Source organism: Tardiphaga sp. 813_E8_N1_3 (assembly GCF_051811025.1).
Classification (GTDB): Bacteria; Pseudomonadota; Alphaproteobacteria; order Rhizobiales; family Xanthobacteraceae; genus Tardiphaga.
The window spans coordinates 345,773-364,903 of record NZ_JBPWQE010000001.1; the positions used below are offsets into that span (position 1 = coordinate 345,773).

A 19,131-nucleotide genomic window follows, 5' to 3' on the forward strand; every position below is an offset into this window, starting at 1 on the left:
GCTGCCATGACTGATTCCGCCACTGCCGCACTTGATGCCGATATTTCTCCCGTAACCACTGAGCGGGCGGACCCGGCCTGGGCGGCTGTTGTCTCCTTGATGCTTGGCGCGTTCAGCCAGGTCACTGCTGAATTCCTGCCCGCTAGCCTGCTCACGCCGATCGCTACCGATCTCGGCGTCTCGGTCGGCGCCGCTGGGCAGGTGGTCACGGCGACTTCCCTTGTCGGGATCATCGCGGGGCTTGCGACGGCCATCGTGACACGCGCCATGGATCGCCGCGTCGTCCTGTGGCTGCTCACGGTGCTGCTGATCGTGTCCAACCTGCTGTCGGCGACGGCCAGCAATCTGCCGATCCTGTTGTTTGCCCGCGTGCTGCTCGGCATCAGCCTCAGCGGTTTTTGGGCGATGGCAACCGCCACCGCGATGCGACTTGTTCCGGCGGAGGCGCTGCCACGCGCGATCTCGCTGATTTTCAGTGGTGTTTCGATCGCCACCGTCAGCGCCGCGCCGATCGGTGCATATCTTGGTGATCTCTGGGGGTGGCGGAGCGTGTTCTTGCTGGCCGCCGCCGTCAGCGCCGTCGTGCTTGTCTTTCAGATGCTGACGTTGCCGCGCTTGCCGCCGCTCACATCACCGGATGTGCGTACGCTGTTCGTGCTGATGCGTCGGCCCAGTGTCCGGCTCGTGATGATCGCGATCGCCGTCAGTATCTCGGGCCACTTCGCCGGCTTCACTTACGTCCGGCATTTCCTCGAGCAGGTGCCGAAGCTTCCGGTCACTGCAATCTCAATCGTCCTGCTCGCTTATGGCGTCGGCGGCTTCTTCGGAAATTTCGCGGGCGGGGTGCTTGTCGCCCGCAGTGCGAAACTTGCGATCGTCACGGGGTCTGCGGCCATCGCCGTGCTCGCGCTGGTTCTGCTTGTTTTCGGCAGTTCGGGCCTTGTCGCAGGCATCGCGGTGGGCCTCTGGGGCTTTGCATTCGGCGTCCTGCCGGTTGGCTTCCAGACGTGGATGGTGCGGGTCGCATCGGACGAAGCTGAATCCGCGGGCGGTCTGCTCGTCTCCGCTTTCCAGGTGGCGATCACGGTCGGCGCCGTCGTGGGCGGCATTCTGGTCGATGGTCTCGGTCCGTTCGGCGCCGTTGGTTATCTCGCAGCGGCGACGCTGGCGGGCGCGCTGCTCGTGTCGCTGTCGCGCAGCGGCGAGGTGCCAGCCTGAAGCGCGAAGAGAGGCAGCAGCTTGCTGCCTCTCGGCTTCTCTTACGTGAACGGCGTGACCCAGCCGATCCCGGCGCCGCCGGGCTGCAGCAGGATTGCGAGCCGGCCGACATCGGGAATGTCGAATACCGGCCGCATCAGCGTCGCGCCGGCAGCGACCGCCTTCTTCACCCGTGCGTCGACGTCATCGACGGCCAGATATGGCATCCAGCCGTCCGGGACATTCTGGTAGCCCGGACCTTCCGCGTGGAAGATGCCGCCGACGCGCACATCGTCCATCATCGCAATCCAGTAGATCCCGCCGCCCGCAAGCGTCTTTGGCTGATAGGTCCAGCCGATGGTCTCCTGATAGAAGCGCTTGGCGCGTTCGGGGTCGCGCGTCACGAATTCATTCCAGTTGAAGTGACCGTGCGGAGTCATCGTGCATCTCCTTCACCCTTCAGGATCAGACCGAAACCAGCGTCTTGAAGCCACCATAGATCATGCGTTTGGCATCGAACGGCATCGCCTTCGGATCCATCATCTTGGCGAGGCGCGGATCCTTCATCACCTTCGCATTGATGCGGTCGCGATCCTTGCGTGACTTGTAGATGATATAGGAAAACACGACGGTCTCGTCAGGTTTCAGCTTCACGCTGCGCGGGAACGAGGTCCATTTGCCAACGCTGACGTCATCGGCAACATATTCATGATAGTCGAGCGCGCCGTATTCGCGCCAGATCTTGCCGGCCTTGCGTGCGAGGCTGCGATAGGCGGCGAGGTTCTTCTTCGGCACCGGAACAATGAATCCGTCAGTATAGGCCATCGGTCGTTTCTCCCTGCTGTCATGCAAAAGCGCCGGGCGTGAAGCCCGGTTGTTTTCAAGACGAACGTCATTGCGTCCATCCGACAGGATGGCGGGGGATTTCGCGGCTGGGGCAGGCGGCCGTATGTCGCAGTCGTTTATGCCGCGGTCTCAGAAACTCGCTGCGGCGGGCTTCACCGCCGCTTTCAGTAGCTTGATGGCGTCTTCGCTGTCCCATTCGGCGGGGCCGGCGATGGTTGCGATCTCGCAACCCTTGCCGTCGATCAGCACCGAGGTCGGCATGCCCAGCGCGCGGCCGATGCCCTTGAGGTCCTGGAACACCTTGGCCGAGGTGTCGGTGAAATAATCCAGCCGGTTGAGGCCGCCCTCTTTCAGGAACACCTTCGGCTTCTCGGCGTCGCGGGTGTCGATATTGATCGCAACGACCTGGAAATCCGGGCCGCCGAGCTTCGTCTCGAGGTTATTCAGCGCCGGCATTTCCTTGCGGCAGGGCACGCACCAGGTGGCCCACAGGTTCACCAGCACCGTCCGGCCGCGCCAGTCGGACAGCTTCTTCTCCTGGCCGTCGGCATCTCTGAAAGCGAGGTCCGGCAATTTCAGCGGCGTCCTGGCCATGGTCAGGCCGGCGACTTCGCCGCGCGCCAGCGGTTCGATCTTCTTCGACAGCGCTATGGCCGGTGCACAGGTCGGATCGCCCGGCGCAGCCTGCTGCCGCAGCCGATCCATATTGGACACCGCGGCAAAGCCGACCACGGCGCCTACGAGCACCGCGCCGAGCACGATCAGGCGGCGTTTGACCGGACGGGGGGCAGGCTGGTCGGGCATAGGGTTTGTCATTCGGTCTCAGTTAGGGCTATGCAACGGTTGGCGACGGACGATCCGTCGGCTGCGGTTAAAGATGAGTGACAATTCATGGCTTCGCGCAAGGGCAACGGCAAGTCCGGCAACGACGGTAAAGGCTCCAGTGTGAGCAACAAGATGTGGGGCGGGCTGTTCGATGAAAGCCCCGACGCCATCATGGAGGAAATCAATGTCTCCATCGACGTCGATCGCCATCTTTATGCCCAGGACATTACCGCGTCCAAGGCCCATGCCGCGATGCTTGCCAAGCAGGGGATTATCACCGCGAAAGATGCGAAAAATATCGCAGCTGGTCTAGACACGATCCTGTCAGAGATCACCAAGGGATCGTTCACATTCAAGCGTGCGCTCGAAGACATTCACATGAATGTGGAGAGCCGGCTTGGCGAGCTGATCGGACCTGCCTCCGGCCGCCTGCATACCGCGCGGTCCCGCAACGACCAGGTCGCGACCGATTTCCGCCTGTTCGTGCGCGATACGATCGACGAGATCGATAGTGCTTTCGCGTCGCTGCAACAGGCGCTGGTCGATCGCGCGCTGGAACATGCCGACACGGTGATGCCTGGCTTCACCCATCTGCAGACCGCGCAGCCGGTGACCTTCGGTCATCATCTGCTGGCCTATGTGGAAATGGTGTCGCGCGATCGCGGCCGCTTCGCCGATGCGCGCAAGCGCCTCAATGAAAGCCCGCTCGGCGCCGCTGCGCTGGCCGGCACCTCGTTCCCGATCGATCGCCATGCCACTGCCAAGGCGCTCGGATTCGATCGCCCGATGGCCAATTCGCTTGATGCGGTGTCAGATCGCGATTTCGTGCTGGAGACGCTGTCGGCTGCGTCCATCGCGGCCGTGCATCTGTCGCGCTTCGCCGAGGAAATCGTGATCTGGACCTCGCCGCTGGTCGGCCTTGTCAGGCTCTCGGACAAGTTCACCACCGGCTCCTCGATCATGCCGCAAAAGCGCAATCCGGATGCGGCCGAACTGGTGCGCGCCAAGACCGGCCGCGTGATTGGGTCGCTCACTGGCTTGCTGATCGTGATGAAGGGGCTGCCGCTGGCCTATCAGAAGGACATGCAGGAGGACAAAGCCGGCGCGATGGAAGCCTATTCGGCGCTGTCGCTCGCGATCCGCGCCATTGCCGGCATGGTGCGCGATCTCGTGCCCAATGAGGAGCGCATGAAGGCAGCCGCTGGCGAGGGCTATGCCACTGCCACCGATCTCGCCGACTGGCTGGTACGAACGCTGAAGATGCCGTTCCGCGACGCCCATCACGTCACCGGCCGGATCGTCGGCATCGCAACCAGGAAGGGCGTGGCGTTGCACGAGCTCGACCTGAAGGAGATGCAGACGGTGGAACCGAAGATCACGGCAGAAGTGATGAAGGTTCTGTCGGTGGAATCCTCGGTGAAGAGCCGGGTCAGCTATGGCGGCACGGCGCCGAAGAATGTGACGTCGCAGGCGAAGGCCTGGCTCAAGCGACTGGAAAAAGAGCGGAAATTGGGCTGATCGTGCCTGGCGCGCGAAAATTCAATGGATTTCGGGGTCTCGCCAGAGCGCGGCAATCTTTGTATGGTGCGCCCGCATTTGGGGATTTAGCTGTGACTCGTCCGACCCGCCCTGCGTCCGCGCGATGGGCCATTCTCGTTCTGACCGCTTCTGCTTTGGCGCTGGCTGGCTGCGGCCGTAAAGGTGGCCTCGATCTGCCGCCACAGGCGTCCGCACAGCCGATGGGCACTGGCGCTCCGGCGGTCGATCCCGATGCACAGTCGGCTGCCAATAAGGGCAGGGACGTGTTCGCGCCCTCGAACGGTGTCGATGAGGGCCCGCCGGCGGCGACCCGTGGTCGCAAGAAGCCGTTCCTGCTCGATCCGATCCTGGACTAACTCGCCATGCGCCATTTCGACTATCGCAACGGCGTACTGCACGCCGAAGGCGTTGATATTGCCGAAATGGCGGATGCCGTCGGCACGCCATTCTATTGCTATTCGACCGCAACGCTGGAGCGGCACTACCGCGTCTTCACCGACGCCTTCGCCGATACCAAGGCGCTGGTCTGCTACGCCATGAAGGCGAATTCCAACCAGTCGGTGCTGCGCACGCTGGCCAAGCTCGGTGCGGGCGCCGACGTGGTCTCCGGTGGCGAGTTGAAGCGCGCGCTGGCGGCCGGCATCCCGTCGCGAAAGATCGTGTTTTCCGGTGTCGGCAAGACCGCGGACGAGCTGCGGCTGGCGCTCGATGAGGATATTCTCTGTCTCAATATCGAGTCGGAGCCTGAACTCGCATTGCTGTCGGAGATCGCCAGCGAGACCGGCCGGACGGCGCGGATCTCGATCCGGGTCAATCCCGATGTAGACTCTGGCACCCATGCCAAGATTTCCACCGGCAAGTCGGAAAACAAGTTCGGCATCCCCATCAGCAAGGCACGCGAGGTCTATGCTCGCGCTGCGAAGCTGCCGGGTATTGAGGTCACCGGCGTCGACATGCATATCGGCAGCCAGATTACCGATCTCGCCCCGATGGAGCAGGCATTTCGCATCCTGGCCGATTTCGTCACCGTGCTGCGCAACGACGGCCACACGATTTCGCATGTCGATTTCGGCGGCGGTCTCGGCATTCCCTATTACGAGGATCGCGCCGCGCCGCCGGAGCCGCTGGCCTATGCGGCGATGGTCAAGCGCGTGACGCATAATCTCGGCTGCACGCTGATGTTCGAGCCCGGCCGCATGATCGTCGGCAATGCCGGCATCCTCGTTGCGCGCGTCATCCATGTGAAGCATGGCGACGGCAAGACCTTCGTTATCATCGATGCGGCCATGAACGATCTGATCCGGCCGACTTTGTATGAGGCCTATCACGAGATCCTGCCGGTAGCGGCGCCCGCGTCCGGTGCGAAGCTGGCGGTCGTCGACGTCGTCGGCCCGGTCTGTGAAACCGGCGATTACCTCGCCCTCGACCGCAAGCTGCCGGAGCTGAAGTCAGGCGATTTGCTCGCGATCATGACCGCCGGCGCCTATGGCGCCGTGCAGGCGGGAACCTACAACACCCGCGCGCTGGTCCCGGAAGTGCTGGTGAAAGACGATCAGTATGCGGTGGTCCGCCCGCGCATCGAAGTCGAGCAGCTGATCGCCATGGACAAGGCCGCGCCCTGGTTGTGATCTTTCTTCTCCCTCCCTCGAGCGCGGCATAGCCACGCGCAGTGGGGAGGGTGGCTGGCCGGAGGCCAGACGGGTGGGGTGCTTCCCATGCGCTCTGTCGCCCGCGGAGACGCCCCACCCCGGCCTCCACTTCGAACGAAGCTTCGCTTCGTCCTCGCTCGGCCGACCCTCCCCACTGCGCTACGCTTGGGGGAGGGATGCCGCTACCGCGGGTGCGCCCAGATCATTTCTCACGCCTTCGTGACCCCAATCGCTCCGAATCGACTTAGGCTCAGGCTTTGCATGTGAATGGATGGCCCTGTGCCATGCCTCATTGCCGCCGCCGTGCTAGTGTGTCGTGCGGTAACATCGGAGATCGTCGTTGAGCGCTGCGCCCCCCGACCGACCACAACCACCACACGATCCAAATGCCGATCGTCAGGCGGCGGCGCAGCTCCAGCTCGCGCAGGCGCTGCAGCGCGCCCGGCTGGCGATTGGCTGGGAGCGGGGGTGGCCGCATCTGGCCCGGCTGCTCAGTGTCGTCGGGTTGTTTCTGGTGGCGTCCTGGGCCGGTCTGTGGCTGACGCTTCCCTTCACTGCACGCGCCATCGGTCTTGCGTTGTTCGTCATCGCCGCGCTGGCGACGCTCGTTCCTCTCCTGAAGTTTCGCTGGCCGTCGCGTGAAGAGGGCCTGTCGCGCCTCGATCGCGGCACCGGAATTGCGCATCGCCCCGCAACCGCGCTGACCGACACGCTGTCGTCGCAGGATCCGATGGCCCGGGCGCTGTGGCTGGTTCAGCGCGAGCGTACGCTGGCCTCGCTCAAGAAAATCCGCGCCGGTCTGCCGTCGCCGCGCCTCGCAATCCACGATCCCTGGGCGCTGCGCGCCATCGTCGTCGTGCTGCTGTTTGCGACCTGGTTTGCCGCCAGTGGCGAGCGCGGCGCACGGATCATGGCGGCGTTCGACTGGAACGGCGTGCTGGCGCCGGCGAATGTGCGGGTCGATGCCTGGATCACGCCGCCGCCTTACACGGGCAAGCCGCCGATCATCCTGTCTGCCGCCAACAAGGATGCGTCCACGGCCGATGCCGCTGCATTGCCGGTGCCGTCGGGCTCGACGCTGATCGTGCGCTCCAGCGGTGGAGCGCTTGATGTCGTTCTCACCGGCGGTGTCGCTGACGTCGCGCCGACGGCGGAAGCCCCGAAGGGTACCAACGAAAAGCATTTCACCATCACGTCTGATGGGACAGCACATGTCCGTGCGCCGTCCGGCCAGCCGCAGTGGAAGTTCACGGCAACGGGTGATCGTCCGCCGACCATCGCGCTCGCCAAGGACCCGGAGCGTCAGGCGCGTGGTTCGCTGCAGATGTCCTACAAGCTCGAGGACGACTACGGCGTTACCGAAGCCCATGCGCAATTCGCCGCGCGTCCCGCCGAGACCAAGGATGGCATCAAGGAAGCCGCCAAGCCGCGGCCGCTGTTCGATGCGCCGTCATTTGCGCTGGTGCTGCCAAATGCGCGCACGCGCAACGGTGTCGGCCAGACCGTCAAGGATCTCAGCGAGGATCCCTATGCCGGCGCCGATGTCACGCTGACGCTGACCGCCAAGGATGAGTCTGGCAACGAGGGCAAGAGCGAGCCGTTCAATATGCGGCTGCCGGAGCGGCTGTTCACCAAGCCGTTGCCGCGCGCGCTGATCGAACAGCGCCGTATTCTGGCACTCGACGCCAATCAGCGCGGCCAGGTCTCCTTCGCGCTGCAGGCCCTGATGATCGCTCCGGAAGCTTTCACGCCGGAAGCAGGCCAGTATCTCGGGCTGCGCAGCGTTGCCACCCAGATCGAACGCGCCCGCACTGATGCTGCCTTGAAGGAAGTCGTCGCCAGCCTGTGGGCGCTCGCCGTCACCATCGAGGACGGCGACATCACCGATGTCGACAAGGCGCTGAAGGCGGCGCAGGACGCGCTGAAGCAGGCGCTGGAGCGCGGCGCCAGCGACGAAGAGATCAAGAAGCTCACCGAGAATCTGCGCGCGGCGCTGGACAATTTCCTGAAGCAGCTCGCCGAGCAGATGAAGCAGAATCCGCAGCAGCTGGCGCGTCCGCTCGACAAGAACACCAAGGTGATGCGGCAGCAGGACCTCAACAACATGATCGAGCGCATGGAGCGGTTGTCGCGCTCAGGCGACAAGGACGCCGCCAAGCAGTTGCTCGAACAGATGCAGCAGATGCTGGAAAACCTGCAGATGGCGCAGCCCGGCCAGTCCGGTGACAGCGAGATGGATCAGGCGATGAACGAGCTTGGGGACATGATCCGCAAGCAGCAGCAGTTGCGCGACAAGACTTTCAAGCAGGGCCAGGACCAGCGCAACGAGCGCCGCCGCGGCAAGCAGGGCGAGCAGGGTATGGGCGATCTGCAGCAGGACCAGCAGAACCTGCGCGACCGCCTCAAGCAGCTACAGGACCAGCTCGCCAAGCAGGGCATGGGCCAGGGTCAGAAGGGTCAAAAAGGGCAGGGGCAAAAGGGCCAGCAGGGGCAACAAGGCCAGCAAGGTCAAGGCGGCGACGACCAGGCGGACGCTGATGGTGATGGCGACGGTGATGGTCTCGGCGATGCCGACAGCGCCATGGGCGATGCCGGCGGCCAGCTTGGTGAGGGCAATGCCGACGGTGCGGTCGGTTCGCAGGGCAAGGCGCTCGATGCGCTCCGCAAGGGAGCACAGAAGCTCGCGCAGGCCATGCAGCAGGGCGAGGGTGAAGGCCAGAACGACGGCCCCGGCAACAATCCCGGCCGCCAGCAGAGTGGTGGCCGGCAAAGCGATCCGCTCGGACGTCCGCTGCGTGGCCGCGAACTCGGCGACGATCTCACGGTGAAGATTCCCGGCGAGATCGACGTGCAGCGTGTGCGGAGAATCTTGGAAGAATTGCGTCGTCGTCTCGGCGACACGACCCGGCCGCAGCTCGAACTCGATTACATCGAGCGGCTGCTGAAGGATTATTGAGGGGCAGCTGTTGAAGTGCTGGCGGCAATAGCATCCCTCCCCCTTGCGGGGAGGGTCGGCCGATAGGCCGGGGTGGGGGTGCCACAAGCAGCGCTCTCACGTGTGGCGAGACCCCACCCGTCCGGCCTATCGGCCGGCCACCCTCCCCGCTGCGCGCAGCTACGCTGCGCTTGAGGGAGGGACAAGAAGGGAGCGCTTATCCCTTGTTCTTCACCGCCAGCGCGTCCGCTACCGCCGTGCGGATATCCGCCACCGAAAACGGTTTCGTCACCACATCGTGCACGATTGCATTCAGGCCCGTCGCGCGTTCGCGCTGGTCGGCATAGCCGGTCATCAGCAGGATCGTGAGTTCGGGGAAGTCGCGCGCCGTGGCCAGCGCCAGCGCGATGCCGTCCATGATGGGCATCTTGATGTCGGTCAGCAGCAGGTCGAATGCGCCGCCCTGCTCAGTAAGGATCTCCAGCGCCTCGGCGCCGTCTTCGGCCGTGACGATCTCGTGGCCATCCATGGCGATGGCGCGGCCGACCAGCAGCCGCATCGATTCTTCGTCATCTGCAATCAGGATACGCGCCACGACAACTCCTCAGACTTACGCGCCGGCGACATCGCGCTTGGTGAAGAAGCGCACATCGATACTGCGGCCCTCGGCCGGCGGCGAGGCCAGCCGCGATCGAAACCATGTCTTGTCGCCGGGATTGAGGCCGGGCTGTTCGAGCACGGCGTTCCAGCCATATATTTCAGTCCCCTTCTCGTCGCGTACCACGAAACGCAGGCGCGGCAATGCGGTGGGCGTGCGGGTTTCGGACACGATCAGGCCTTCGATAAGCAAGACCGACTTGCCATCGACGGTCTCGGTGGTGACCTTGACGTCCTTGAAGGCAAGCCCCCGTATATTCACGTCGAGGCCCACCGCCTGATAGAAAGTCGCGGTCTGCGGCATCAGTCTGACCAGGTCGACGCGCCAGATTACCAGTGCGAGCAACAGCGACGCCATGGCAGCGGTAGCGATCGGCAGACTGTGCCTCGGCATGACGAACAGGCGCGGCAGCGACGGTACGAAACGGCCCAGCGCGGCCAAGCGCGATGGCGGGGTGGCCCGCATCGCGGCCACCGCGTCGTGCTGCGCCAGCGTGGCCCAGTCGGCCTCCTCGGTACGATCATTGGCATCGACCGGCCAGTCGGCTGAAATCGAGGGGCTCTCGACCACCGGAACGTTCGGCGCCGAGGCGTCGTCGTCCTCGGTCACGCCCCAGGCGCTCATATCCTCGTTCGGATCGGGCTCGCTGGCCTTCGCCGCCATGGCGGGAACACGGGCTTCGGCGCGGGACAGGTCCTCTGGCCGCGCCAGCCAGACTTCCTTGCAGCGGGCGCAGCGCACCGTCCGTCCGGCATCGCCGAACGTGGCCGGGTTCACGGCGTAGGACGTCGTGCAATTGGGGCAAACGATATGCATGGAGCCGATAGCCGATGACATGGCCGGCAGGCTACAAGACGACCGTTAACGAATCGGAAACCATAACGGCCGCACAAGCAATTGACCGTCTTTTTGAGGCTTTTTGAACCCATCGAACGGAGCTGAATGTGGTCCGGTTCGAAAATGTTGGTTTGCGCTACGGGCTGGGCCCGGAGATTCTGCGCGACCTCAATTTCCAGATCCCTGCGCATTCGTTCCAGTTTCTGACCGGGCCTTCCGGCGCCGGCAAGACCTCGCTGCTGCGTCTGTTGTTCCTGTCGCTGCGGCCGACCCGCGGGTTGGTCAATCTGTTCGGCCAGGATATCTCGCTGCTCGGCAAGGACGAGATCGCCGACCTGCGCAAGCGCATCGGTATCGTGCTGCAGGATTTCCGCCTGCTCGATCACATGACGACCTATGAGAATGTCGCGCTGCCGTTCCGGGTGATGGGCCGCGAGGAATCCAGCTATCGGCGCGAAGTCATCGATCTGCTGAAATGGGTCGGCCTCGGCGACCGCATGGATGCACTGCCGCCGATCCTGTCGGGCGGTGAGAAGCAGCGCGCGGCGATCGCGCGCGCAGTGATCGCGCGGCCCATGCTGCTGCTGGCGGACGAGCCGACGGGTAACGTCGACCCGACACTGGGCCGGCGTCTGCTGCGGCTGTTCATCGAACTCAACAAATCCGGCACCGCGGTGATTATCGCGACCCACGATATTACATTGATGGATCAATACGACGCGCGGCGCATGGTGCTGCATCAAGGCCGGCTGCATATCTATGAGTAGAATCGGCGAAGAACACGGCCCGCTGATGGACCTCGGCACCGATCGCCCGCAGGTCCCGGCGAAGGCGCGCAATGCATCCCCGATCGTGCCGCGGGGCTCGATCGCCGGCCGCGCGCTGGTCGCCGTCGTCGCCATCATGACCTTCCTCGCCTCCATCACGACAGGCGCGGTGCTGCTGATCAGCGCGTCGGCGTCGGAGTGGCAATCGGAAGTCGCCAGCGAAATCACGATCCAGGTGAAGCCGGTGGGCGGCCGCGATCTCGACCGCGATACGCAGGCGGTCACCGATGCCATTCGCGGACAGCCGGGGATTGTCGAGGTGCAGCCCTATAGCAGGGAGCAATCCGCGCAGTTGCTGGAGCCTTGGCTCGGTACTGGACTGTCACTCGACGACCTGCCGGTGCCTCGCGTGATCATTGCGCGCGTCACTCCAGGCGCGGCGCTCGATATCGTTGGCTTGCGCAAGCGGGTGACGCAGGCCGTGCCCTCGGCCAGCGTTGACGATCATCGCGCCTGGGTCGAGCGGATGCGGTCGATGACATCGGCAACGGTGCTGGCCGGGCTCGGCATCCTTGCACTCGTTATTATCGCCACCATTATCTCTGTATCCTTTGCGACGCGTGGCGCGATGGCGGCGAACCGGCCGATCGTCGAGGTGCTGCATTTCGTCGGCGCCGGCGACCGCTATATTGCCAACCGCTTCTTCCGCCACTTTCTGCGGCTTGGCCTGCAGGGCGGTATCATTGGCGGCGGTGCCGCGATGCTGATGTTCGGGTTTTCCGAGTCGATCGCGAGCTGGTTCTCCGGCACGCCGGTGGGAGACCAGTTCGCCGCATTGCTGGGGACGTTCTCGCTGCGGTCGTCAGGCTATCTCGCGGTGGCAGGGCAGGCGCTGTTGATAGCAGGAATTACCGCCTGGGCGTCGCGCCGCACATTGTTTTCGACGCTGAACGATATCGAGTAACGCGTCAGGCACGGGCGGTGGCATCGCCAAGGCGCCGAAAAATACCTAAGATTGCTGCCAAAGGACCAAACGCCAGACCGATGACCTTGCTCGACGACCAGGACACCACGGAGATGCACGTCGCCGCGCTACCGCGGCGGCGCGTCATCCGTGCGGCACTCGTGGTCGCGTTCGCGCTGTCTTTCATGGTCGGCGCCATCGGCTTCGTTGCGTTTCTTGCGCAACTCCGCAGTGGTGAATTGAAGCCGTCGGCGAATGCCGATGGCATCGTGGTCCTGACCGGCGGGTCGTCGCGTGTTGCGGATGCGCTCGAACTGCTCGCCAATGGCTTCGGCAAACGGTTGCTGATCTCCGGCGTGCATCCCACCAATGGTGCGGCCAATATCTCGCGCACGCTGCCGGACAGCCAGCGGCTGCTGGATTGTTGCGTCGATCTCGATCGCTCCGCCGTCAATACCCGCAGCAACGCGGTGGAGACCAAACGCTGGGTCCATGAGCGCGGCTTTAAGTCGCTGATCGTGGTGACCTCGAATTATCACATGCCGCGCGCGATCGTCGAAATGTCGCACGAGATGCCGGATATCGAACTGATTCCGTTCTCGGTGATTGGCGATAAATGGCGTGACGAACCGTGGTGGACTAGTGGCCCGACGCTGCGGTTGCTGCTATCGGAATATGTCAAATATCTCGCGGCTGAAGCGCGGGTGCGGCTGGCGAATATCGGCATTGATCTGATGCCGGATTCCGGCAGCGACCAGCAGAGCGACGCGCCGCAGCGCCGGCCGGCCACGGCGTCTGCGAATTGAACTGCAATTGAGCTGATCGGAACACCATGACTTCGATATTCGTGCGTTCGTTGATCTACAACGTGCTGTTCTATGTGCTGCTGGTGTTCTGGATCCTGGTGGCGATTCCAACCTTCGTGATGCCGCCGCGTGCCTTCATGGCGATCGCGAAGGCCTGGGCGACTAGCAGCATCTGGCTGATGCGTGTCGTCTGCAACACCAGGGTCGATTATCGCGGTCTCGAGAAAATTCCGGCGGGGCCGCTGATCGTCGCCTCGAAACATCAATCGATGTGGGAGACCTTCGCGCTGATGCCGTTCTTTGACCGGCCGTTGTTCATCTACAAGCGCGAGCTCGGGCAGATTCCGTTCTTTGGCTGGTACCTGAAGAAGTCGAAGATGATCGGCGTCGATCGCGATGGCGGTGCGCGTTCGCTCATCGATATGGCCAAACGCGCCACCGAAGAAATCCAGCTCGGCCGTCAGCTCATTATCTTTCCCGAAGGCACGCGTCGGCCTGTCGAGGCACCACCGGATTACAAACCCGGCGTCGCGCAAATCTACACCAAATCCGGCGCGCCATGTCTGCCGGTGGCGCTGAATTCTGGCCTGTTCTGGCCGCGCCGCACTTTCCTGCGCTATCCCGGCACGCTGGTGGTGGAGTTTCTCGACCCGTTGCCGCCCGGCCTGCCACGCAAGGAATTCATCGCGGCGATCAGCACGTCGATCGAAGCCGCCACCGATCGTATTGTTGCGGAGGCGCGCGCGGAGCAGGCGACGATCTTCGGGCGTGTGCCGAATGTGGCGGTGAAAGAGAGCTAGCGCTTGGTCACTCGTGCAGCATGGCTGCGAGCTGATGGAGCTGCGCGTCGCGAAAACCTTCGGCCTCGATGGCCTTCACCGTCGAGAGCACGTAATCGCGGTTGAGCCCGGAACGCCCGTGGCCCTGCCGCACGAAATGCAACTGTTCGCTGAGGCTCAGGCGCCCCGCATATTGCACGTGGCCGCGGTCGACCACATAGGCCAGCGCGCTGACGCGGGTTCGCTCGACGTCATCGAGCCAGACCGAACGCATCACTTCGCGATAGACATGGGTGGTCTGCTCGCGCTCTCTGAGATAGGCGATGGTGTCATGGCGGAGCTTTGCCGCTACGCGAAAGGCAATGCCGCGGCAGGCGCCGCCGCGGTCCAGGCCGAGCACGAGGCCTGGCTTTTCCGGCGTGCCGCGGTGGTCGAAGGAATAGACGCAGAGCGCCCGATGTTCGCCAATTAGCCGGGCCGGGACCTGTTCGATGAACTCGAAGCCCGGCCGCCACATCAGGGAGCCATAGCCGAACACCCAGAGATCGCTGTCGGAATCGGGCTCGGCGGTGATTTTCGCGGTCATGGTGCCGACCTAGCAGAAACATTGCGGCCGGGCGATCAGGATTTCCTGCAATGTGGCCCTGCGACCGCAGGATAACCCCATGAAAGGGATCGCCGATTTGACAAAATCATGCGATCTACGTCCCGCCATGTCCGAATATGCACAGCCCACCCAGCGCCGCCTCTGGCCGATTTTCATCCTGCCCGTCATCATCGTCGTCCTTGCGGCGGCGTGGAGCGGCTTCTGGTTCTATGCTGCGTCCAAGGTCGACGAAAACGTCGATATCTGGCGCGCCCGAGAGGCCGCGGCCGGCCGCGTCTATGATTGCGTCAACCGTTCGGTCTCCGGCTTCCCGTTCCGGCTTGAAGTCCGCTGCAGCGGCGTCAGTGTTTCGCTGACCTCGCAAACAGCCACCCAGAATGCGACGCAGGTGCCGATCACCGCGAAGCTCGGTGAGATCGTCGTGGTTGCGCAGATCTACACGCCGCGGCTCCTGGTCGCCGAATTCACGGCACCGGCCGTCCTGTCCGATCGTGGCCAGCCGGCGATGGTGATGAACTGGGGCACCGCGCGCAGCAGCATCACCGGTCTGCCCGGTACGCCTGACAGTGCCGACATCGTGTTCGACGACGTGTCGCTCGACCGTTTCGCCGGCTCGGTGCAGGCGCCGACCGCACGTGCCAAACAGGTCGAACTGCATGGCCGCACGGCAGCGAATTCGACGCCGGACAAGCCGGTGATCGAGACGGCCCTGCAGATCAGGAGCGGCAGCATTGCCGATGTTCATCCGATCCTCGCCGCACCCTTCGATGCCGATATCCGCGCATTGCTCAGCGGCCTCAAGGATGTCGCGCCCAAGCCCTGGCCGCAGCGTTTCCGCGAGCTTCAGGCTGCAGGTGGACGCGTCGAGATCGTGCAGTCGCGCGTCCAGCAGGGCGAGATCATCTCGCTGGCGACGGGCTCGCTCGGTCTGACCGCCGCGGGCAATCTCGACGGCGAATTGCAGATGACTGTGGCCGGCCTCGACAAGGCCGTTGCGGCGCTCGGTATCGACAAGCTGCTGGAGATGGGCGTGCCTCAGGAGGCGCTGGATCGCATTGCGCCCGGCGTAAAATCGCAGGACGTCAACAACATCCTCGGTGCGCTGGATCGCGCGATTCCCGGTCTTGGCAATGTCGTGCGCAAGAATGCCGGCAGCGGCCTTGCCGCCGGCGTCAATTCGATCGGGACTGCGGCTGTCTTGGAAGGCAAAGCGGCGCGGTCGTTCCCGCTAAAATTTGTCGATGGCGCGGTGTTCCTTGGCCCGCTGCGCGTGGCGCAGGTGCCGCCGTTGTTCTGAGGGGCGGATTCTCGTCATTCCGGGGCGAGAGCGCCATCAGGCGCTCGCGAACCCGGAATCCCGAAGTGGGAGCAACTTCTCCGCGGCCGCGAAGCACGAGGTGATGAACATCGCGGGATTCCGGGTTCGCGATCGGCTGACGCCGCCCGCGCCCCGGAATGACGAGGGAGCAGCAAACAGCGCTGCCTCAATCCTTCTTCGTCAGTGCCTGATGCTTGCGCCCGAAGTCCGGCGCCGCTTCATCCTGACCGATACTCACGATGCCGCGACGGATCGCACGCGTCCGGGTGAAGTGCTCGAACAGCGCATCGCCGTCATCGCGGCGGATAGCGCGGGTCAGCTTCGACAGGTCTTCCTGGAAGGTACCGAGCATTTCCAGCACCGCGTCCTTGTTGGCGAGGAACACGTCGCGCCACATGGTCGGGTCTGATGCTGCGATGCGGGTGAAATCGCGGAAGCCGCCCGCGGAGAACTTCAGCACTTCCGAACGAGTGACGTCTTCGAGCTCGTCGGCCGTGCCTACGATTGTATAAGCGATCAGATGCGGAAGATGGCTGGTGACCGCGAGCACCAGGTCGTGATGCGCGGCCTGCATGATTTCGACATTGGCGCCGAGTGCTGCCCAGAAGCCGGTGAGCTTCTCGACGGCCGCGGGATCCGCGCCCTCGGGCGGCGTCAGAATGCACCAGCGATTGCTGAACAGTTCTGCGAAGCCGGAATCCGGGCCGGAGTTTTCCGTGCCGGCGACCGGATGCGCGGGAATGAAGTGGACGTTGTCCGGCAGATATTCCGACATCGCGTGCAGCACGGAGGCCTTCACCGAACCGACGTCGGAGACGATCGCGCCCGGCGAAAGATGCGCCGCGATGCTTTTCGCCACGTCGCCCGCCACTCCGACGGGTACGCAGGCGATGACCAGATCGGCATCCTTTACCGCGCTGGCATTATCGTCGGCGATGCGGTCGGCGAGTTTGATCTCAAGGGCGCGTGCGCGCACGGCCGCCGAATTGTCGGTGGCAACCAATTCACCGGCAAGGCCGAGCTGCTGGATGCCGCGCGCCAGCGACGAACCGATCAGGCCAAGCCCGATCAGCGCGATACGTTTGAAGGGCGGCGTGGCGCTCACGTCATTGCCCCGAATTCGATGCCATGAATTCACGCAGCGTCTCGATCACCAGCCTGTTGGCTTCCTCGGTGCCGATGGTCATGCGCAGCGAGTTCGGCAGGCCGTAATTGGTCACGGCGCGCAGCACCAGCCCGCGCCTGGTCAGGAACGCATCGGCATCCGCTGCGGTCTTGCCGGTCGCCGGAAAATGCATCAGCAAGAAATTGGCCACGCTTGGCGTCACCTCGATGCCGAGCTTGGTGATTTCCTCGGTCAGGATGCCAATCCACTTGGCGGTGTATGTGCGCGACATCTCGACATGGCCGGTGTCCTCGATCGCCCCCACCGCGGCCATCATCGCCGGCGCCGAGACGTTGAACGGCCCACGAATCCGGTTCATCGCATCGACGATGTGCGCAGGGCCGAACATCCAGCCGATCCGCAAGGCGGCCAGGCCGTGTACCTTCGAGAAGGTGTAGGTGGCGACGGTATTCTCGGTGGTCTTCGCCAGCTCCAGGCCGTTGTCGTAGTCGCCCTTGGTCACGTAGTCCCAATACGCGGCGTCGAGCACCAGCAGCACGTGCTCCGGCAGGCCGGCGCGCAGGCGCTTGATCTCGGAGGACGGCAGATAGGTGCCAGTCGGGTTGTTCGGGTTCGCCAGCCACACCAGCTTGGTGCGCGGCGTGACGCAGTTCAGGATCGCGTCGACGTTGCAGGTGAAGTTGGTTTCCGGAGCGACCACATTGGTGGCGCCGTTCGCCTGGGTAGCGATCGGGTAGACCAGGAAGCCGTGTGCGGTCGAAATCGCCTCGTCGCCGGGGCCGAGATAGACATGCGCAATCAGGTTGAGAATTTCGTCGGAGCCGGCACCGCAGATGATCTGCGCGGGATCGAGGCCGAAGCGGTGGCCGAGCGCCTCGCGCAGCACCTTCGACGTGCCTTCCGGATAATCCTCGAGATGCGCGACAGCGGTGGCAAAGGCGTCCTTGGCGCGCGACGATGGGCCGAACGGCGTCTCGTTGGCCGACAGCTTGTAGGTCTTCCGGCCCGGCTCCACCACCGGGCTCTTGCCAGGGGTGTAGGGCGCGATATCGAGAATGCCGGGCTTCGGCACAGGACGGGACATCTTCAACTCCAGAACGTCAGATTGGCTTACGAACGCGGTGCGTCGTTGGCGGCCACGGTATAGCGGGTTGCGTGGCTGCCGACGAGAGCCGTGGAGCGCACCGAGGCGCCAGCTTCGATCAGCGCCGACTTAATCTTGTCGAGGCTGGTGGCTGAGGTGATCGAGATCAACAGCGCCGCGCCGTCAAAGGCGGTATCGGGCACGGCGACGATCTCGGCCAGCGGCGACAGCGCGCGCGCGGTCTCCGCATTCCAGCCTGACACCCGCACGCTCCACATCTCGACTTCGGTCACCATGGCGCTGTCGGCGACGCGTGACACTACGAACACCGGCAATGCGGCCGGATGGTCGGCGCGTTCGATGAACGGCAGGCGCGCGATGATCTTCGGGGCGCCCTTGGCTTCCAGCGGGATCCACCACGGTGTGCGGCTCGACGTCGCCGAGACCAGCGCGAGATCGCCCTTGGACTTGGCCACGGCCTCGACCGCTGCTGCGGCGCTGAAATGCGCGACGTAAGGCACGGTGAAGCCGAAATGAAAGCGCGCGGAATCCCGCATCGCGCTCTCGCCGAGCGACAGATCCGCATGCACCGAGAACGGCGCCTGAACGTAAGTAAAAGTCGAGATGATCACCCGCCAGATGCTCTCGACGGTGTCGATCGGCAGGATGCCACGATGGCGCTGCACCAGACGGCGCATCATGTCGGCCTCGCGCGCCGGCCGGAAGGCAGAACCGACCTCCTGGGTCTGCTTCACCGAAATCAGCCGGTCGATGATGTCGCCGCGCTGCATCAACAGGGCGTGAACCTGTGCGTCGATGCTGTCGATCTCTTTGCGCAGTTCGTCCAGCGAGGGCGGGGCGGGTGGTAATTTCGACATGTTCAAAACCTTCGGGACGGGAGGCGTGATAGGTCCCGTCAAGCTTGGCCGGGCCGGCTCCGGGGAGCCGGCGGGCACGGCCATTGATTAGGTAAGACGGTGCCGGAAAGCAAAGAAAACATGGCTGTTTGCGCTGCAGGGCACTTGGTCAATTTGACCGTGGCAATGCCCATATTGACGGCAGGCGGGTGCGGGACTAGTTTCTGGGCTCTTCCGTGGTCATTTGAGCCGGCCGGCTTGCAGCCACGTTAAACAACTCGCTAAACAGGCCGGGGACAGTTTGATCCCGGCCGAACTATTTGTTCAGGCCGGGTTT

General features: G+C 63.9%; 19 protein-coding genes and 1 riboswitch. Of the genes, 10 read left to right on the forward strand and 9 right to left on the reverse strand.

The window, feature by feature from the left end; all coding sequences use genetic code 11:
- Window positions 1-6 precede the first annotated feature (6 nt).
- The gene (locus tag AB8A33_RS01640) at window positions 7-1,218 is read left to right on the forward strand and encodes an MFS transporter (protein WP_439091165.1); all 1,212 of its coding nucleotides are present in this window, start codon (window positions 7-9) and stop codon (window positions 1,216-1,218) included.
- Between the two features lie 41 nt (window positions 1,219-1,259).
- On the opposite strand, the gene AB8A33_RS01645 is transcribed toward AB8A33_RS01640, so the two are convergent.
- The 3 genes from AB8A33_RS01645 to tlpA form a co-directional block, all read right to left on the reverse strand.
- Window positions 1,260-1,637: a VOC family protein gene (locus AB8A33_RS01645; protein ID WP_439091166.1), complete on the reverse strand. Its 378-nt coding sequence runs from the start codon at window positions 1,635-1,637 to the stop codon at window positions 1,260-1,262.
- Between the two features lie 25 nt (window positions 1,638-1,662).
- Window positions 1,663-2,022 carry a DUF1428 domain-containing protein gene (locus tag AB8A33_RS01650; protein ID WP_315844001.1) on the reverse strand — a complete coding sequence of 120 codons (360 nt, stop codon included), beginning with the start codon at window positions 2,020-2,022 and terminating at the stop codon, window positions 1,663-1,665.
- 150 nt (window positions 2,023-2,172) lie between these two features.
- On the reverse strand, window positions 2,173-2,847 hold the full coding sequence (gene tlpA / locus AB8A33_RS01655; RefSeq protein WP_439091167.1) for a thiol:disulfide interchange protein TlpA: 675 nt from the start codon (window positions 2,845-2,847) through the stop codon (window positions 2,173-2,175).
- 141 nt (window positions 2,848-2,988) lie between these two features.
- Here tlpA and argH point away from each other — a divergent pair, with 141 nt between their 5' ends.
- The 4 genes from argH to AB8A33_RS01675 all read left to right on the forward strand — a co-directional run bounded on the left by argH (window position 2,989) and on the right by AB8A33_RS01675 (window position 9,012).
- On the forward strand, window positions 2,989-4,386 hold the full coding sequence (argH, locus tag AB8A33_RS01660; RefSeq protein ID WP_439095827.1) for an argininosuccinate lyase: 1,398 nt from the start codon (window positions 2,989-2,991) through the stop codon (window positions 4,384-4,386).
- A gap of 92 nt (window positions 4,387-4,478) precedes the next feature.
- A complete protein-coding gene (gene lptM, locus AB8A33_RS01665; protein WP_439091168.1) occupies window positions 4,479-4,763 on the forward strand; it encodes an LPS translocon maturation chaperone LptM in 285 nt (94 codons plus the stop codon).
- A gap of 6 nt (window positions 4,764-4,769) precedes the next feature.
- A complete protein-coding gene (lysA, locus tag AB8A33_RS01670) occupies window positions 4,770-6,035 on the forward strand; it encodes a diaminopimelate decarboxylase (protein ID WP_439091169.1) in 1,266 nt (421 codons plus the stop codon).
- A gap of 361 nt (window positions 6,036-6,396) precedes the next feature.
- Window positions 6,397-9,012 (forward strand): TIGR02302 family protein, encoded by a 2,616-nt coding sequence (locus AB8A33_RS01675; protein ID WP_439091170.1) that lies wholly within the window; start codon window positions 6,397-6,399, stop codon window positions 9,010-9,012.
- Between the two features lie 196 nt (window positions 9,013-9,208).
- Here the strand turns inward: AB8A33_RS01675 and AB8A33_RS01680 are convergent, their stop codons facing one another.
- Together AB8A33_RS01680 and AB8A33_RS01685 are read right to left on the reverse strand one after the other, a co-directional pair.
- Window positions 9,209-9,586, reverse strand: coding sequence for a response regulator (locus AB8A33_RS01680; RefSeq protein WP_439091171.1), 378 nt, complete (start codon window positions 9,584-9,586; stop codon window positions 9,209-9,211).
- A gap of 15 nt (window positions 9,587-9,601) precedes the next feature.
- Window positions 9,602-10,465: an MJ0042-type zinc finger domain-containing protein gene (locus AB8A33_RS01685; RefSeq protein ID WP_439091172.1), complete on the reverse strand. Its 864-nt coding sequence runs from the start codon at window positions 10,463-10,465 to the stop codon at window positions 9,602-9,604.
- Window positions 10,466-10,593: 128 nt separating this feature from the next.
- Between AB8A33_RS01685 and ftsE the strand changes: the two genes are divergently transcribed.
- From ftsE to AB8A33_RS01705, 4 genes are all read left to right on the forward strand, one after another.
- Entirely contained in the window at window positions 10,594-11,253 is a 660-nt protein-coding gene (gene ftsE, locus AB8A33_RS01690) for a cell division ATP-binding protein FtsE (RefSeq protein WP_068729180.1), read from the forward strand.
- On the forward strand, window positions 11,246-12,217 hold the full coding sequence (locus AB8A33_RS01695) for a cell division protein FtsX (RefSeq protein ID WP_315843996.1): 972 nt from the start codon (window positions 11,246-11,248) through the stop codon (window positions 12,215-12,217). Before ftsE ends, AB8A33_RS01695 begins: the two co-directional genes overlap by 8 nt.
- 80 nt (window positions 12,218-12,297) lie before the next feature.
- Window positions 12,298-13,023, forward strand: a complete 726-nt coding sequence (locus tag AB8A33_RS01700; RefSeq protein ID WP_439091173.1) for a YdcF family protein — start codon at window positions 12,298-12,300, stop codon at window positions 13,021-13,023.
- A gap of 26 nt (window positions 13,024-13,049) precedes the next feature.
- A complete protein-coding gene (locus tag AB8A33_RS01705) occupies window positions 13,050-13,823 on the forward strand; it encodes a lysophospholipid acyltransferase family protein (RefSeq protein WP_439091174.1) in 774 nt (257 codons plus the stop codon).
- Window positions 13,824-13,830: 7 nt separating this feature from the next.
- Here AB8A33_RS01705 and AB8A33_RS01710 read toward each other — a convergent pair whose 3' ends face one another.
- Entirely contained in the window at window positions 13,831-14,388 is a 558-nt protein-coding gene (locus AB8A33_RS01710; protein WP_089267609.1) for a gamma-glutamylcyclotransferase, read from the reverse strand.
- A gap of 127 nt (window positions 14,389-14,515) precedes the next feature.
- On the opposite strand from AB8A33_RS01710, the gene AB8A33_RS01715 reads away from it, so the two are divergent.
- Window positions 14,516-15,706, forward strand: a complete 1,191-nt coding sequence (locus tag AB8A33_RS01715; protein WP_439095828.1) for a DUF2125 domain-containing protein — start codon at window positions 14,516-14,518, stop codon at window positions 15,704-15,706.
- 187 nt (window positions 15,707-15,893) lie between these two features.
- Here AB8A33_RS01715 and AB8A33_RS01720 read toward each other — a convergent pair whose 3' ends face one another.
- The 3 genes from AB8A33_RS01720 to AB8A33_RS01730 are packed head-to-tail and all read right to left on the reverse strand — an operon-like array spanning window position 15,894 to window position 18,815.
- Window positions 15,894-16,832, reverse strand: coding sequence for a prephenate/arogenate dehydrogenase family protein (locus AB8A33_RS01720; protein ID WP_439091175.1), 939 nt, complete (start codon window positions 16,830-16,832; stop codon window positions 15,894-15,896).
- A 1-nt stretch (window position 16,833) separates the two neighbouring features.
- A complete protein-coding gene (gene hisC, locus AB8A33_RS01725) occupies window positions 16,834-17,937 on the reverse strand; it encodes a histidinol-phosphate transaminase (protein ID WP_439091176.1) in 1,104 nt (367 codons plus the stop codon).
- A gap of 26 nt (window positions 17,938-17,963) precedes the next feature.
- On the reverse strand, window positions 17,964-18,815 hold the full coding sequence (locus AB8A33_RS01730) for a chorismate mutase (protein WP_439091177.1): 852 nt from the start codon (window positions 18,813-18,815) through the stop codon (window positions 17,964-17,966).
- A gap of 205 nt (window positions 18,816-19,020) precedes the next feature.
- A riboswitch (SAM riboswitch) is annotated at window positions 19,021-19,100 on the forward strand.
- Window positions 19,101-19,131 lie beyond the last annotated feature (31 nt).